General features: G+C 46.1%; 14 protein-coding genes. 12 read left to right on the plus strand and 2 right to left on the minus strand.

Translation table 11 applies throughout. The features are described 5' to 3' along the window. Positions 1–2 precede the first annotated feature (2 nt). Positions 3–2,426: a DNA topoisomerase IV subunit A gene (parC, locus tag G9F48_RS04725; protein ID WP_165409094.1), complete on the plus strand. Its 2,424-nt coding sequence runs from the start codon at positions 3–5 to the stop codon at positions 2,424–2,426. A gap of 51 nt (positions 2,427–2,477) precedes the next feature. Here parC and G9F48_RS19905 read toward each other — a convergent pair whose 3' ends face one another. Further along, the gene (locus G9F48_RS19905; RefSeq protein WP_003153957.1) at positions 2,478–2,603 is read right to left on the minus strand and encodes a hypothetical protein; all 126 of its coding nucleotides are present in this window, start codon (positions 2,601–2,603) and stop codon (positions 2,478–2,480) included. A 24-nt stretch (positions 2,604–2,627) separates the two neighbouring features. Further along, on the minus strand, positions 2,628–2,981 hold the full coding sequence (locus G9F48_RS04730; RefSeq protein WP_003153956.1) for a hypothetical protein: 354 nt from the start codon (positions 2,979–2,981) through the stop codon (positions 2,628–2,630). Positions 2,982–3,357: 376 nt separating this feature from the next. Between G9F48_RS04730 and G9F48_RS04735 the strand changes: the two genes are divergently transcribed. From G9F48_RS04735 to G9F48_RS04785, 11 genes are all read left to right on the plus strand, one after another. Beyond that, a complete protein-coding gene (locus G9F48_RS04735) occupies positions 3,358–4,776 on the plus strand; it encodes an alanine/glycine:cation symporter family protein (RefSeq protein WP_071391774.1) in 1,419 nt (472 codons plus the stop codon). A 203-nt stretch (positions 4,777–4,979) separates the two neighbouring features. Continuing rightward, a complete protein-coding gene (locus G9F48_RS04740) occupies positions 4,980–5,936 on the plus strand; it encodes a sugar kinase (RefSeq protein WP_156734979.1) in 957 nt (318 codons plus the stop codon). Between the two features lie 29 nt (positions 5,937–5,965). Beyond that, positions 5,966–6,985 (plus strand): zinc-binding alcohol dehydrogenase family protein, encoded by a 1,020-nt coding sequence (locus G9F48_RS04745; protein ID WP_165409095.1) that lies wholly within the window; start codon positions 5,966–5,968, stop codon positions 6,983–6,985. A 13-nt stretch (positions 6,986–6,998) separates the two neighbouring features. Further along, positions 6,999–7,634 carry a bifunctional 2-keto-4-hydroxyglutarate aldolase/2-keto-3-deoxy-6-phosphogluconate aldolase gene (locus G9F48_RS04750; RefSeq protein WP_165409096.1) on the plus strand — a complete coding sequence of 212 codons (636 nt, stop codon included), beginning with the start codon at positions 6,999–7,001 and terminating at the stop codon, positions 7,632–7,634. 1 nt (position 7,635) lies between these two features. Further along, entirely contained in the window at positions 7,636–8,712 is a 1,077-nt protein-coding gene (uxuA, locus tag G9F48_RS04755; protein ID WP_165409097.1) for a mannonate dehydratase, read from the plus strand. Beyond that, positions 8,709–9,545 carry an SDR family oxidoreductase gene (locus G9F48_RS04760; protein ID WP_165409098.1) on the plus strand — a complete coding sequence of 279 codons (837 nt, stop codon included), beginning with the start codon at positions 8,709–8,711 and terminating at the stop codon, positions 9,543–9,545. Before uxuA ends, G9F48_RS04760 begins: the two co-directional genes overlap by 4 nt. Positions 9,546–9,628: 83 nt before the next feature. Continuing rightward, positions 9,629–10,630 (plus strand): substrate-binding domain-containing protein, encoded by a 1,002-nt coding sequence (locus G9F48_RS04765; protein ID WP_165409099.1) that lies wholly within the window; start codon positions 9,629–9,631, stop codon positions 10,628–10,630. Between the two features lie 66 nt (positions 10,631–10,696). Continuing rightward, positions 10,697–11,968, plus strand: coding sequence for an MFS transporter (locus tag G9F48_RS04770; protein WP_165409100.1), 1,272 nt, complete (start codon positions 10,697–10,699; stop codon positions 11,966–11,968). Positions 11,969–12,086: 118 nt separating this feature from the next. Then, the gene (locus tag G9F48_RS04775) at positions 12,087–12,902 is read left to right on the plus strand and encodes a hypothetical protein (protein ID WP_165409101.1); all 816 of its coding nucleotides are present in this window, start codon (positions 12,087–12,089) and stop codon (positions 12,900–12,902) included. After that, positions 12,899–13,507: a DUF4166 domain-containing protein gene (locus tag G9F48_RS04780; protein WP_128574570.1), complete on the plus strand. Its 609-nt coding sequence runs from the start codon at positions 12,899–12,901 to the stop codon at positions 13,505–13,507. Before G9F48_RS04775 ends, G9F48_RS04780 begins: the two co-directional genes overlap by 4 nt. After that, on the plus strand, positions 13,501–15,129 hold the full coding sequence (locus G9F48_RS04785; protein WP_165409102.1) for a YndJ family protein: 1,629 nt from the start codon (positions 13,501–13,503) through the stop codon (positions 15,127–15,129). Before G9F48_RS04780 ends, G9F48_RS04785 begins: the two co-directional genes overlap by 7 nt. The last annotated feature ends 394 nt before the right edge of the window (positions 15,130–15,523 follow it).

Below are 15,523 nucleotides of genomic sequence, written 5' to 3' on the forward strand. Positions count from 1 at the left end.
TAGTGGCACAGCCAGAATTATTTCATGATTTACCGTTAGAAGAAGTAATCGGCGACCGTTTCGGACGCTACAGTAAATACATTATTCAAGACAGGGCGCTGCCCGACGCTCGTGACGGTTTAAAGCCGGTGCAGCGGAGAATTTTATACGCCATGCACGCAGACGGAAATACATTCGATAAAAATTTCCGTAAAGCGGCGAAAACGGTCGGAAACGTTATCGGTAATTATCATCCGCACGGTGACAGCTCCGTTTATGAAGCGATGGTGCGGATGAGCCAGGATTGGAAAGTGCGGAATGTGCTGATTGAGATGCACGGCAATAACGGAAGCATTGACGGTGATCCGCCGGCTGCCATGCGTTATACGGAAGCGAGATTATCTTCTATCGCGTCAGAGCTTTTGCGTGATATTGATAAAAATACGGTTGAATTCGTTCCGAACTTTGATGACACCAGTAAAGAGCCGGTTGTTTTGCCCGCCATGTTCCCTAACTTGCTTGTCAACGGATCAACCGGGATTTCAGCGGGCTATGCGACTGATATTCCCCCTCATCATCTGGGTGAAGTCATTGATGCCGTCATTAAACGGATTGAATCTCCGGATTGCACCGTCGATGACTTGATGCAGGTGATTAAAGGGCCTGACTTTCCGACAGGAGGCATTATTCAAGGAGTCGACGGCATTCGGAAGGCTTATGAAACCGGTAAAGGCAAAATTATTATCCGCGGCAAGGCTGAAGTGGAATCCGTAAGAGGCGGACGGGAGCAGATCGTCATTACAGAAATTCCGTTTGAAGTAAACAAAGCCAATCTCGTTAAGAAAATGGACGAATACCGCATAGACAAAAAAGTCGAAGGCATTTCTGAAGTCAGGGATGAAACTGACCGCACGGGGCTTCGGGTGGTCGTTGAGTTAAAGAAAGAAGCCGATGCAAAAGGCATCCTGAATTTCTTATATAAAAACACTGATCTGCAGACAACATATAACTTTAATATGGTCGCCATACATAACCGCCGGCCGATGCTGATGAGTCTTACGGCCATCCTGGATGCGTATATTTCCCATCAGAAGGAAGTGGTGACAAACCGCTCCGTCTTTGAATTACAAAAAGCAAAAGAGCGGCATCACATCGTTGAAGGACTGATGAAGGCGCTGTCTGTGTTAGATGAGGTCATAGCGGTCATCCGGGCAAGCAGCGACAAGAAAGATGCGAAACAAAACTTAATTTCTAAATTCGCATTTACGGAGCCGCAGGCCGAAGCGATCGTATCCTTGCAGCTGTATCGTCTGACAAACACGGATATTACGGCGCTAAAAGAGGAAGCGGAAGAGCTCAGCAAGAAAATTCAGGAGCTCGAAGCCATTTTAAGTCATGATAAAAAGCTGTTAAAAGTCATTACAAGCAGCCTGAAAAAATTGAAAAAGACCTATGCTGACAGCAGACGGTCTGTCATTGAAGAAAAGATTGAGGAAATTAAGATCAATCTTGAAGTCATGGTTGCCTCTGAGGACGTATATGTGACAGTCACAAAAGACGGCTATGTAAAACGAACAAGCCAGCGGTCATTTGCCGCTTCTAACGGCCAGGATTTCGGTATGAAGGATACTGACAGACTGATTCACCAATTTGAAATGAATACAACGGATGTTCTCCTGCTCTTTACCAATAAGGGAAGCTATGTTTATTGTCCGGTTCACCAGCTTCCCGATATCAGGTGGAAAGACATGGGGCAGCACGTAACGAACATCATCACGATTGACCGTGATGAAACCATCGTGAAAGCTATACCGGTAAAAGAATTTGATCCATCTTCATATTTATTGTTCATGACGAAAAACGGCATGGTGAAAAGAACTGAAATGACGCATTACAAAGCGCAGCGTTACTCGAAAGCGCTTGTTGCCCTTAACCTTAAAGGGGATGATGAGCTGATTGATGTTCATGTCACAGACGGCGGCAGCCAGCTGTTTATCGCCACCCGCCTCGGGTACGGTTTATGGTTCGGTGAAGATGAAGTAAATGTAGTCGGTGCCCGTGCGGCCGGCGTAAAGGGCATAAATTTAAAAGACGGTGATACCGTCGTATCAGGGCAAATTCTGTATGAAACAGATTCGCTCGTCCTCGTCACACAGCGGGGAGCGATCAAACGGATGAACCTATCTGAATTCGAAAAAACATCCAGGGCGAAACGCGGTGTCATCATGCTGCGTGAGCTTAAAAAGAACCCGCATCGGGCAGTCGGCGTATTCGCGTGCGCTTTAGCCGACATGATCGCTGCGGAAACAGAAAAAGGCGAGAGAATCGAAATCGCCGTGAAGTCCTTGCGGGCGAATGACCGATACAGCAACGGCTCCTTCTTTACCGATGAAGATGAGACAGGGCCGGTAACAGATGTATGGCGTATCCCTGCATACGATGTTTAAGAGTAAAATTAAAATAAAAAACCTCCGCTCATTGAGCGGAGGTTTTACTATTTAGCTTTCATGGCTGCCGAATAAGTCAGTGATAGCGTGAATGACTTCGATTCCCTGCCATACAAATAAATTCAATGCAGTGAATGAAAACAACCCTAAAATCACCATTCGTAAGATAAACAACATGTTTAACAACCTCCTCATTTTATGTTACATAGATAGGCGATGTTGAACATGAAGCTCATCGAAATACGAGGACTGATAAAATTTAGCGATTAAAAAGCTTTTCTTTCGCTGTCTTCTCCGGGAAGCGGGGCGTCTCCTGTCTGATATCACGATCAGTGAGACAGAAGCGGCAAAAAGCGCCGTCAAGATATATGAGCCCGTCAGCGATTTTTTCTCATCATCAGCATTTTGGCCGGCCTTCATTTCGTGCATTTCCTGCTGGTCGGCTACCGCTTTAAAATGATGAGCGGTATCAAACGCATGGGGAATGGAGAGCAAATGAAAGCTTGCAATCGCTAAAAATAAAATAGAAGCTTTTAAAAACAAGATTTTTTTCAAATGTTCTCCTCCCTTCATAAGTCTGAATATTTTTATTATAATACCCTAATTTAAATGTAAAGTAAACACATTTATTAAATTTAAAAAATTATTATCCTGGTTAAGTATATACCATTCCATCCATCTTTTCATCTCTTTTTTCTTAAAGACCTATTTGTTATGATATGCACGCATTCCTTATGACGTGACAACATTTTTAGGGCTGTAAGATAAAAAACGGGGCATGACAGCAAAAGATGTGATGAAGAAACCGAAACATTTTCTTAAAAAAACTTCTCAACCACTGTTGTTGTGATATAATAATACCCGTTGTGTTAAAAGATCTAACATATGCAGCAAAAGTGACAGTAAAAGATATGTAAAAGGGAGGTTAAACATGGAGGCTTTCATCAGTGAAATCATAAATGTTCCAAATGATTTTATTTGGAAGTATCTTGTTTATATTTTAGTCGGGATCGGATTGTACTTTACGTTCCGTTTTCGCTTTATTCAATTCCAGTACTTTTTTGAAATGTTCAGAATCGTCGGGGAGAAGCCGCAAGGAAATAAAGGAGTGTCTTCAATGCAGGCATTCTTTATCTCAGCCGCTTCTCGTGTCGGAACCGGAAACTTGACCGGTGTCGCGCTGGCGATTGCAACAGGCGGTCCCGGCGCAGTATTTTGGATGTGGATCGTAGCGATTGTCGGTATGGCTTCCAGCTTTGTGGAAAGCACTTTGGCGCAGCTGTATAAAGTGCGTTCCGGTGACGAATTCCGCGGCGGTCCGGCATATTACATGGCAAAGGGTCTGGGCGCCCGCTGGCTCGGTATTTTATTCGCCGTATTGATTACCGTTTCTTTCGGACTTATCTTTAACGCCGTGCAGTCAAATACGATTTCTGTGGCGTTTGACGAAGCGTTCCATGTGAATAAAACAGTTATCGCAATCATTTTAGCTGTATTAACGGCTTTCATTATATTCGGCGGTCTGAAGCGTGTTGTTTCCGTCTCGCAATTAATCGTTCCGGTTATGGCGGGAATGTATATTCTGATCGCGCTGTATGTCGTGATTGTAAATATCTCGGCGGTACCTGAGCTGCTTGTTACGATTGTGAAAAATGCTTTCGGTTTTGAGCAGATCGTCGGCGGAAGCTTAGGAAGCATCATTATTATCGGAGCGCAGCGCGGCCTGTTTTCAAACGAAGCGGGAATGGGAAGCGCGCCGAATGCCGCAGCAGCTGCACATGTGTCGCATCCGGCTAAGCAGGGATTAATTCAGACCCTCGGCGTGTTCTTTGATACGTTTATCGTTTGTACATCGACTGCTTTTATCATTTTATTGTACAGCTTTACGCCTAAAGGCGACGGCATCCAAGTGACGCAAGCCGCACTGCAGCACCATCTCGGCGGATGGGCGCCGACATTTATTGCGATTGCGATGTTTTTATTCGCATTCAGCTCAGTCGTCGGCAACTATTACTATGGTGAAACGAATATCGAATTTATTAAAACAAGCAAAACATGGCTTAATATTTACCGCGTATTCGTCGTAGTGATGGTGGTATACGGATGTTTGGCTGACTTCCAGATCGTCTGGGACATGGCAAACTTGTTTATGGGACTCTTGGCTCTCATTAACTTAGTGGCAATCTTACTCCTGAGTAATGTAGCCTACAAGATCTATAAGGATTATGCCGCTCAGCGCAAAAAAGGTCTTGATCCTGTATTCAAAGCCGAGAATACCCCGGAGCTCCAGCATATTGAAACATGGGCGGAAGAAGAAGGTACAAGCCCTGAACGTAAGACTGCTAACTGAGGAAACATGCATACAATTTTCAAAAAAACCCCTTACATTTTGTTGTGAGGGGTTTTTTATGTGAAAAAGCGGGTTATTTTTACTGAAAACAGATTTTTTTGAATTTATTGTATTTTTCTCTTGTGTATGTAAGTGCTTTCATATAAAGTTTAACTAAACCGGTTTACCAAACCGATTTAGTCTTAAAGGAAAGGAGTATTGATGTGGCTTCTGATTATGGCATTTTTACGATCGGTGATGCGATGATCACCTTAAATCCCGCAAGCACAGGACCTTTGCGTTTTGTTACCCATTTTGAACGAAAAGCAGGAGGAGCTGAACTGAATTTTGCGATTGCATGCGCCAGATTGAACCTGCACTCAAAGTGGGTCAGCAGACTGGGGAAGGATGAGTTCGGCAGAGTGATTTATCAGTTTGCCAAAGGAGAAGGAATTGATGTGACTGACGTCTCCTTTGTTGAAGGTTTTCCTACATCTTTAAATGTCAAAGAGATCAGAAATGACGGTTCAGGCAAGACGTTTTATTATCGTTTCAATTCACCAATTCTGACTCTTGCACCGGAAGATATAACAGAGAATATGTTTGACGGCATTCACATCGTTCATCTTACCGGTGTGTTCCTCGCGCTTGATAAGAAAAACCTTGAAATTGCTGAAAGGGTGCTTTCCATCGCCAAAGCAAGAAAGATTCCCGTATCTTTTGATCCGAATATCAGGCTGAAGCTGTGGACGATTGAGGAGGCGCGTGCGGCATTTCATCAAATCTTTCCGCATACTGATATTCTTCTGGCGGGGCGGGACGAAATGAAACAGCTGACAGGTATAGGAGAAAATGAAGCATTAGCCCGGTTTGCAGAGAGCTATTCAATCAGTCAGCTTGTCATAAAAGACGGTGAAGCAGGTTCTGGGCTGTATCATGATCATAAGTGGGTTCACAAAGAGGCTTTCCCGGTTGCGCCTGTTGACACGGTAGGAGCGGGTGACGGCTTTAATGCCGGCTACCTGTACAGTTATCTGCATGGTTTTGAACCGGAAAAACGTCTGGAGTTTGCAAATGCAGTCGGTGCGCTCGTCACCACAGTTTCCGGTGACAATGAAGGGCTTCCCTGCCTAGAAGAGGTTCTGTCATTTGTAAACAAAGAGACTGTGATTGAACGGTAGCAAGCACAACTTAAAAAGCGGGTGAAAAAATGAAAGCGGTTCAAGTACGGAAAGCATTTGATCTGATGGTGACGGAATGTGAGAAACCGTCTGTTGTCCACGCGGATGATGTTCTTGTCAAGGTGAAGCGGGTCGGAATTTGCGGATCAGATTTGCATATTTATCATGGGACAAATCCGTTAGCTTCCCTGCCGAGAGTAATCGGACATGAAGTCACAGGGGAAGTCGCAAAGACCGGTTCTCATGTCCGGCGTTTCAAGCCGGGTGACCGGGTAGTGATTGAACCGATATCTTATTGCGGAACATGCTATGCCTGCCGGAAAGGACGTCCGAACGTCTGCAAAGCGCTTTCGGTGTTCGGCGTTCATGAAGATGGCGGGATGCGGGAATATATCGTGCTTCCGGAAAAGCAGCTGCATGCTGTTTCGCCCGATCTGCCCTGGGAGGAAGCGGTCATGGCAGAACCATATACGATCGGCGCCCAGGCCGTTTGGAGAGGCCGTGTCGAGAAGGAAGATACCGTTTTGATTCAAGGAGCGGGACCAATCGGAATCTGCATATTAAAAATGGCAAAGTTCAAAGGCGCTTCCGTCATGATAACCGACTTGAATGATGAACGCTTGGCATTCGCTGAAAAAAACGGTGCGGACGTTACCGTCAACGCGCAAAAAGAAGATCCCGTTTTACGGGTGAACGAATGGACAAAAAATGAAGGCGCCAATGTCGTCATTGATGCTGTCTGTCTCCCCTCAACGTTTGAAACGTCCATTGACGCGGTGTCTCCGGCCGGTCATGTGGTTGTGCTAGGTTTTGATGAGAGGACTGCCGGCATTTCTCAGCTTCCGATCACAAAAAAGGAAGTCACGATCACCGGTTCAAGATTGCAGACGAATCAGTTTCCGTACATTACAGACTTACTGAATAAAGGCCTGTTAACGCATGGCGGTCTTATTACACATACATTTTCAGCAGATGACGTCCATCAAGCATTTCAGTTGATCGAACAGCACCCGGGCAAGGTGGGAAAAGCAATCATTACGTTTGATTAAAGGAGGAGCGAGAATGCTGCCTAAGTACGCCATTTACGAAAAACTTCTGCATGCACAAGTGGTGGCTGTCATAAGGGGACAAAACAGCCAAGAGGCGCTTGAAGTTGCACAAGCGGCCATTTCAGGAGGCATCAGCGCCATTGAGCTTACATACACAACTCCTGAAGTGGAAGATGTCTTTAAGGAACTCCGGCATCAAGATATTCTTCTTGGAGCCGGTTCTGTAATGGATACAGAAACAGCGAGACACGCCATTTTATCAGGCGCCTCATTTATCGTCAGCTCTCATTTTGTAAAAGAGATAGCATCTCTATGCAACCAGTACAGCGTACCGTATCTTCCGGGATGCATGAGCGTGTCTGATATGGCTTTGGCGCTCGAAGCCGGATGTGATGTGGTAAAGCTGTTCCCCGCTAATTCGTTTGACCCTTCATTTATCAAGTCGGTCAGCGGCCCTCTGCCGAATGTCCGCATTATGCCGACCGGGGGTATCTCATTAAACAGCATGAATGACTGGCTTTCTGCCGGAGCGGTCGCGGTCGGAGTGGGAAGCGACTTGACAAAAGCATATCAAAAGGGCGGCTATGAAGCTGCCGTATCCCTCAGCAAAGAATACGTCTGCCGAAAAAACGAATATACGGGGGTGTAACATGAATATCACGTTTCGCTGGTACGGCCAAGGTAATGATACGGTGACGCTTGAACATGTCAGACAAATTCCCGGGGTCAAAGGCATCGTCTGGGCTCTTCACCAGAAGCCCGCGGGCGAAGTATGGGAAAAGGAGGACATTGAAGCGGAAGTCAGATTCATTCAATCCTATGGGTTTCATGCAGAGGTCGTGGAAAGCGTGAATGTTCATGAAGCCATTAAACTCGGCCATGAAGAACGCGGACAATATATTGAGCACTATAAACAGACCATTCGCAATCTGTCCGAATTCGGCGTGAAAGTCATCTGTTACAATTTCATGCCGATTTTTGACTGGACGCGTACTGATATGTTCCGCGCGCTGGAGGATGGGTCAACCGCTTTGTTTTTTGAAAAAGCGAAAGTGGAAAGTCTCCCTCCGGAGGAACTGATCCGCACGGTTGAAGAATCTTCTGATTTGACGCTTCCCGGGTGGGAGCCGGAGAAAATGGCCCGGATCAAGGAACTGTTTGAAGCCTATCAAACGGTCGGTGAAAAACAGCTTTGGGCCAATCTAGAATTCTTTTTACATGAAATCCTTCCTGTAGCGGAGGAACACGGCATTCAAATGGCCATTCATCCGGATGATCCGCCCTGGTCAATTTTTGGCCTGCCCCGTATTATCACCGGTGAGAAAAGTTATGAAAAGCTGCGAGAGATTTCAGATTCACCCGCCAACTGTATTACGGTGTGCACGGGTTCGATGGGAGCGGATCCCGCCAATGATATGGTGAAGATCGCCAAACACTATGCGGGAGCTGCGCCGTTTGCCCATATACGAAATGTGAAAATCTGCGATAACGGTGATTTTACGGAAACTTCGCATCTTACCAGTGATGGGTCCATTGATATTACCGGTGTGGTAAAAGAATTGCACGGCCAAGGCTACAAAGGATATGTACGGCCTGATCACGGCCGTCATATCTGGGGCGAACAATGCCGGCCGGGCTATGGTTTATATGATCGTGCCTTAGGAATTATGTACTTGAGCGGACTGTGGGATGCGTTCTCGTCTCATGAGAAAGAGGTGAAGAGATGAGACCGATTCATGAACGTTTATCAGGAAGAACCGCTGTCATAACAGGCGGGAGCGGTGTTCTCTGTTCAGCAATGGCAAAGGAGCTTTCACGGCAGGGGATGAAAATTGCGATCGTCAGCCGGAATGCTGATAAAGCAGAGCGTGCGGCGGGCGAGATTGCTGACGCTGGAGGAACCGCGGTTTCTGTACCGGCTGATGTTTCAGCCCGTGATTCTCTCGAAAAGGCAAAAGACGAGATTATCAGCCGGTTCGGTTCTGTCAATCTTTTAATTAACGGAGCCGGGGGAAACCACGCTGATGCGATCACTGCCAGTGAGACGTATGAAGAGGATGAGCAGAGCCCATCATTTTTTGATATGGACGAAACGGGATTTTCCAGCGTATTTTCAAGCAACTTTACCGGTGCATTTGTGGCATCGCAAGTGTTTGGAAAAGACCTTTTGAAGGCGGAATATCCCGCGATTATTAATGTTTCTTCTATGAGCGCGTATACACCGATGACAAAGGTGCCTGCCTACAGCGCGGCTAAGGCGGCGGTTCAGAATTTTACGATGTGGATGGCTGTTCATTTCGCAAAAAAAGGGCTGCGGGTGAATGCCATCGCTCCGGGTTTCTTTTTGACTGCGCAAAACCGTGAGTTATTATTACAGGAAGATGGAAGTCTGACAGACCGATCCAATAAGATTATGGCACATACACCGATGAAACGTTTCGGGAAACCGGAAGACCTTCTGGGAACGCTCCTGTGGCTTTCGGATGATTCATGCTCAGGCTTTATCACCGGGGTCACCGTTCCCGTCGACGGAGGTTTTATGGCTTATTCGGGAGTGTGACAGAATCCAGTTCCCTGTCAGATTGTAAACGATTTACTTCTGACTTATACTAGTGAAAAATGAAGACAGACGGGGATGAGTCTATGAAAACCATTACAATTTCTGATGTGGCGAAATATGCAAACGTATCTAAAAGCACCGTATCTCAATTTTTAAATCAGCGCTATGACTATATGAGCGAGAAAACGAAACAAAAAATAGAAGCGGCCATTCAAGAGCTGAACTATCAGCCGAATTTCGTCGCCCGCAGCTTAAAACAGAAATCAACATTTACGGTAGGTGTGGTGGTGGCTAATATTCTTCACACCTTTTCCACTCAGGTCATCAGGGCGGTTGAAGACTATTTTCATGAACAAGGATTTCATATTATTGTCTGCAATGCGGATGATGAACCGGAAAAAGAAAAGAAATATATTGAAATGCTCAGGGCCAAGCAGGTGGATGGAATTATTATTTTTCCGACGGGCGAAAATCTCTCTTTATATGAAAAGATGAAACGCGATACGTTTCCGGTCGTGTTTATGGACAGAACCATTGAAGAACTCGGGATTCCGACAGTGCTGCTTGATAACCATCATGCAGCCGGTCTTGCCGTTGACCGGTTTATCGAGAGCGGCATTAAGAGAATCGCGATTATTACGACGTCCATTATTCGGGAAATCAGTCCGAGGGTAGAGCGGATTGAAGGGTATAAAAAGGCGCTTGACCGCCACGGAATGATGGTGCGGAACGAATATATCAAAACAGCCGATGCGGCTGATATATCCAATGTTTTGTCAGTGCTGTTCTCCCTTCAGGAGCCTCCGAAAGCGATATTGGCGGCAAACGATATCGTTCTTGTTGAGGTACTGAAGTATATGAAGGAGCATGATATGACAATTCCTGATAAGGCAGCCGTCATCGGAATTGATGAAGTTCCTTTTGCGGGTTTTTTTACTCCTCCGATTACGACGATCGTCCAGCCTGCGGCAGAAATGGCGCGAAAAGCGGGAAGCCTTCTTCTTCGCCAGATACAAGAAAAAGATAGCGGTGAAAAACGGATTCACCGCTATAAACCGGCGCTTATCGCAAGGCAATCCGGATAACCGGTTTCATTGCATAAACCGGTTTACTCCGGCAATTTAAATTATGAAATAAGAGGGAGGGATTTTATGTTCTCAAAGGATAGATTCCCTATTATTCTTCTTTTATTTTCAGCCGGGGTGATTAACTATTTAGACCGCTCAGCGCTGTCTATTGCAGCGCCGTTCATACAGCAGGATCTCACATTGTCTGCAACCCAAATGGGGCTGATTTTCAGCAGTTTTTCTGTCGGATACGCTGTGTTTAACTTTCTCGGCGGTGTTGCATCTGACCGGTACGGGGCTAAATTGACATTGTGTACGGCGATGATCGTTTGGTCTCTTTTCAGCGGGGCGGTTGCGCTTGCTTTCGGATTTGTAAGTCTTTTGATTATCCGTGTTTTATTCGGTATGGGAGAGGGGCCGCTGTCGGCTGCCATAAGCAAAATGGTCAACAATTGGTTTCCTCCGTCTCAGCGCGCCACGGTCATCGGCCTGACAAACAGCGGCACGCCGCTCGGCGGAGCGATTTCCGGCCCGATTGTCGGGATGATTGCTGTGGCGTTCAGCTGGAAGGTTTCCTTTGTCCTGATCATGATCGTCGGTTTAGTCTGGGCGTTTATCTGGTTTAAATTTGTCAAAGAACGGCCGGCACAGACGGAAGACGCCCCGGCAATGAAAGCGGCGATTCAATCGCATGAGCAGCATATCCCGATGACCTTCTATTTGAAACAAAAAACGGTTCTCTTCACGGCTTTTGCCTTTTTCGCCTACAATTACATCTTATTTTTCTTCTTAACATGGTTTCCGAGCTATCTGGTGAAAGAACGCGGTTTAAGTGTTGAATTTATGAGCGTGGTGACTGTTATTCCCTGGATTCTTGGATTTATCGGTTTGGCGGCAGGCGGAATGATTTCTGATTATGTATACAAAAAAACCGCCGGAAAAGGGGTTTTGTTCTCACGGAAAGTCATTCTTGTCACTTGCCTGTTCGCTTCCGCTGTACTGATCGGATTTGCCGGACTTGTTACCACTACCGTAAGTGCCGTTATTCTCGTTGCTTTATCAGTCTTCTTTTTATATATAACGGGCTCTATCTATTGGGCGGTGATTCACGATGTGGTTGATCAAAGGAATGTCGGGTCAGTCGGCGGCTTTATGCATTTTCTTGCAAACACGGCCGGTATTATCGGGCCTGCTTTAACCGGCTTTATCGCGGATAAAAGCGGATCATTCTCGGGGGCGTTTTTGCTTGCAGGCGGATTAGCTGTTTTGGCCTCGGCTGCGGTAATCCGTTTCGTGCGTCCGATAATCATTCAAACAGTTTCTGAAGATAAAAAAGACACGGTACCTTATTTATAAGTCATCAAAGTCACTGAGGCTGTCCTGCCGATAACGGGATGGCCTTTTCGTTCTGCCGTTTGATCTGTTCCTATGATAATATAGGAATTGTTTACAAAAGAAGGGAAGAGGAGGGAGCATGAAACAGAAGCCGATATATGTCGAAATCAATATTGCATCTGATATAGAAACGCTTTGGGAATATACGCAAAACCCGCATCTTCATAAGGAATGGGATCTGCGTTTTTCTGACATTACATATCTTCATAGGCTGCCAGATGAACCGCAGAGATTTCTATATGAAACACGAATCGGTTTTGGGCTGAAGGTATCCGGCACAGGCGAATCAATAGGTGACATAAGGCCTCGCTCGTCAGAAAGAGTGTCTTCGCTCGCTTTTGCCTCTGATCATCCGCTGTCACTTATAAAAGAAGGCAGGGGCTACTGGAAGTATATAGAGCGGGATAACGGACAAACCTCATTTTTGACTCAATATCAATATGAAACGGCCCGCGGTCTGCCGGGAAGTTGGATAGACAGGTTTTTATTTCGTCCTCTGCTAAGCTGGGCTACCGCATGGAGCTTTGATGCGTTGCGGCTTTGGATAGAACAAAACAGACATCCGAAGATATCAGTCCGTTTCGGATTTGTCTATGTCTGTATGTGTCTCGTATTCAGTCTGTATTGGTTTTTTCAAGGATTTCATGATGGCTGTGCCGATGCAGAGATCGTGAGGGGAGCGCTGGAGACAGGGTTAGGGGTATTATGGCTGCTTCCCATGCGGAGAAAGTGGCTGATTCACGCCGGGCAGTCAGTCTTCTTTTGTGTAACGGCTCTGTTATATTCCGGCGGCGGATTCTTGATCTCATTAGGAGTACTTACAATAGCCGGTATGATTCTTAAGCTCAAGCTGCCGAGCGCCTGGCATACAAAACGAAAGAGAGAAGTGAAATGACGGATTCAATGTATGAAAAAGCGATTACTCATTATCAATCACTGCACCCGATGCTGCAGAAACGGTACAGATTTGACGGATCACGCACGTTTTGCGGAGAAGGAGTTATGTCAGAAATAAAGGGAGGTTCTTTTCTTGTCAGAATGCTTTTAAAGACCGGTGTTTTTTTCAGATGTTTTTTCTCAGAGAGGGGAAACGATATCCCTTTCACTATCGAAAACAAAAACAGGCAAAATGGCGTGGAATGGAATCGTACCTTTTTCTTTAAAGGCAAAACGCGTTTTTTTGATGCGGTCATGGAATATGATGAGCGGGAAAACAGAATTCTTGATTACTTCGGCAAACCTCACATCCTACTGTCTGAACTGCATTTAGAAGCGTCTTCAGACGGAGGGCTTGTTATTACATCCGGAAGGCAGTGGCTCCTGATAGGCGGAAAGAAAATCCCGCTTCCGGCATGGCTGTGCGGGAATTCAACCGTTTATGAGGCTTATGATGAGGAAATGAATTGCTTCAGCATAAAGGTTCATGTGAAAAACCGGATACTCGGCACGCTTTTCTCTTACCGGGGGACTTTCCGGGAAACAGAGGGAGAAACATGCTGAAGCGTCATCTCATGGTCAGCGTGATTAGCTTTTTGGGATTTGCGGCGGCTGAAGCTCCGCATATATCAGCTGCTGAGACGTTTGTTTTATTTTCCGTACTTTTTTTCGTTCCCGCTGTATTCTGCTTTGCTTTTCGGCCGTCAAAGACCTTAGAGAATGTGTGGTTACGGAGTTATCCTGTTGCCGCTATATGTGCGGCGCTTGCGCTTGTCACAGGCTTCAGTTTTTTTGCCTTTGTGTGGCTCATTTATACGCTTGGGCTGGCACTGTATGCTGTCCGGCGGCTGATGAAAACAAATATTCACAGAACAGAAGAGATGTCTGTTATGGCGAGTTTCATTTATTTGGCCGGGGGCGGATTCTGGTTCTTCGCATATGTCCTTGAGATTCCCGTCATGAATTTCGGCCCGCTTATCGTTCTGCTGACGGCGGTGCACTTTCACTATTCCGCTTTTCTCATTCCGATCTTTAACGGATTGCTCGGCAGGATCATACGGGAGAAACGCGTACTTTACCGGTGGAGCACGGTCATTATTTTGATTTCGCCGGTCCTTATTGCCTTGGGGATTACATTTTCAAAGACACTTGATGTGATTGCTGTCGCTCTGTATCTTGCGGGTCTGTATGTAAATGCATATCTCGTCTTTAAGGCGCCGTTTGTTACGAAAACAGGCAGGATCTTGATCAGGAGTTCTTCGGCTGTGTTAATGATCACAATTGCTTTTTCTTTGATATATTCGTACGGTGTCTACCGCGAGGAGGCAACGCTCACGATCAGCCAGATGATTTGGATTCACGGGGCCGTCAATGCATTCGGCGTTATCCTGCCGGCTTTGGCGGGGTGGAGAATAGAAAATCCTAGACCGTTCGATGAGAACAGTGAAAGAACATTCAGCCGTATTTACGGGAAGAGAACGATAGGCAAAGAATTTTTGACAGATATTCATGCAGCAAATGACATCCATTATACCGGCCTTCTGGATCAGCTGAGAGAACTGCATTCTGAAGACTTTTCAACTGAAAAACTGGCGCCGGCCGTTATTTCCTTTTATGAAGAGACAATTGATTATGACATCATGGCAAAAGTGACGTGGAGCGGATGGTTTCGTCCGTTCGCGCGCGTGTACGAGCCGTTCAGCAGAAGAGCGGGGCAGATTCATCTGTCCATGAATCCAAATTGGTATATCATGCACAGTGATATTATAGGAGTTGACTCTGACAAAGACGGCAGAAAAAATGTCCGTGCGTGGATCAGAACAAATGAAAAGCAGGAAACCGTTTTTACTGCGCTGTATTCAGCGTACAGGGCAAAAGGGGAAGGATACATGAATATTTCTCTTCCGCTGCCGTACGGCCAAATGACGGGCATTTTAAAGCCTTATGCGCGTAAGCAGAATCTTGTTTTGACAAGCAGACGGCGAAAAAGCGGAGCGGGTGATGAAGGGATTTATCTCCAGACGAAATGGGGAACGTGTCATCTTCCGCTGGCAGAGACATTTCTTATTTCAGCCCAGAGCGAAACAAGCCTGAAGGCCGTTCATCATATGTGGCTGTTCGGACTGAAATTTTTAACTGTGCATTATCGGATCACTCACGCTTCCGCAGGTAACCGAAGCAAATAACAAGCTGCAGAGCCGTCTGTTCATCAGGCGGCTTTTTCTCATCTACATGGGTTATATTCACCATTTTATTTGCGAGCTATTTTGCGGCGGATGACACGAAAGGAGTCATCCGCTGGATCTCATTTATTCTCGTGTTAGCAGCTGTCAGGAATGGGCATGAGCGGTTATGTTGTCAGTGAATGAGGATGGGACGCGGCATTTTTGGATCGGGAGCGGCCTCGGTCTTTGCCTGTCTTTCATGATTCGCGAAATGAAAACGACCGCAATGTTTGGCTTCACAACGGCGAGAAAGAAATCAGCTTGTTGTCTTTTCGTTTATGACTATGCACGCACTGGCTTTGCTAGCGATAAGAACTTTAGTTCGTAGGTGCGGAAACAGGTAACATTAAAGCTG

The organism is Bacillus sp. EKM420B (genome assembly GCF_011065565.1).
Lineage (GTDB): Bacteria > Bacillota > Bacilli > Bacillales > Bacillaceae > Bacillus > Bacillus velezensis.

Bases quoted from the DNA above. Each gene is read 5' to 3' on its own strand.
- uxuA (WP_165409097.1), top strand. From the start codon at position 7,636: ATGAATATCACGTTTCGCTGGTACGGCCAAGGTAATGATACGGTGACG.
- G9F48_RS04780 (WP_128574570.1), top strand. From the start codon at position 12,899: ATGACGGATTCAATGTATGAAAAAGCGATTACTCATTATCAATCACTG.
- G9F48_RS04760 (WP_165409098.1), top strand. From the start codon at position 8,709: ATGAGACCGATTCATGAACGTTTATCAGGAAGAACCGCTGTCATAACA.
- G9F48_RS04785 (WP_165409102.1), top strand. From the start codon at position 13,501: ATGCTGAAGCGTCATCTCATGGTCAGCGTGATTAGCTTTTTGGGATTT.
- G9F48_RS19905 (WP_003153957.1), bottom strand. From the start codon at position 2,603: ATGTTGTTTATCTTACGAATGGTGATTTTAGGGTTGTTTTCATTCACT.
- G9F48_RS04765 (WP_165409099.1), top strand. From the start codon at position 9,629: ATGAAAACCATTACAATTTCTGATGTGGCGAAATATGCAAACGTATCT.
- G9F48_RS04770 (WP_165409100.1), top strand. From the start codon at position 10,697: ATGTTCTCAAAGGATAGATTCCCTATTATTCTTCTTTTATTTTCAGCC.
- G9F48_RS04735 (WP_071391774.1), top strand. From the start codon at position 3,358: ATGGAGGCTTTCATCAGTGAAATCATAAATGTTCCAAATGATTTTATT.
- G9F48_RS04775 (WP_165409101.1), top strand. From the start codon at position 12,087: ATGAAACAGAAGCCGATATATGTCGAAATCAATATTGCATCTGATATA.
- G9F48_RS04745 (WP_165409095.1), top strand. From the start codon at position 5,966: ATGAAAGCGGTTCAAGTACGGAAAGCATTTGATCTGATGGTGACGGAA.
- G9F48_RS04750 (WP_165409096.1), top strand. From the start codon at position 6,999: ATGCTGCCTAAGTACGCCATTTACGAAAAACTTCTGCATGCACAAGTG.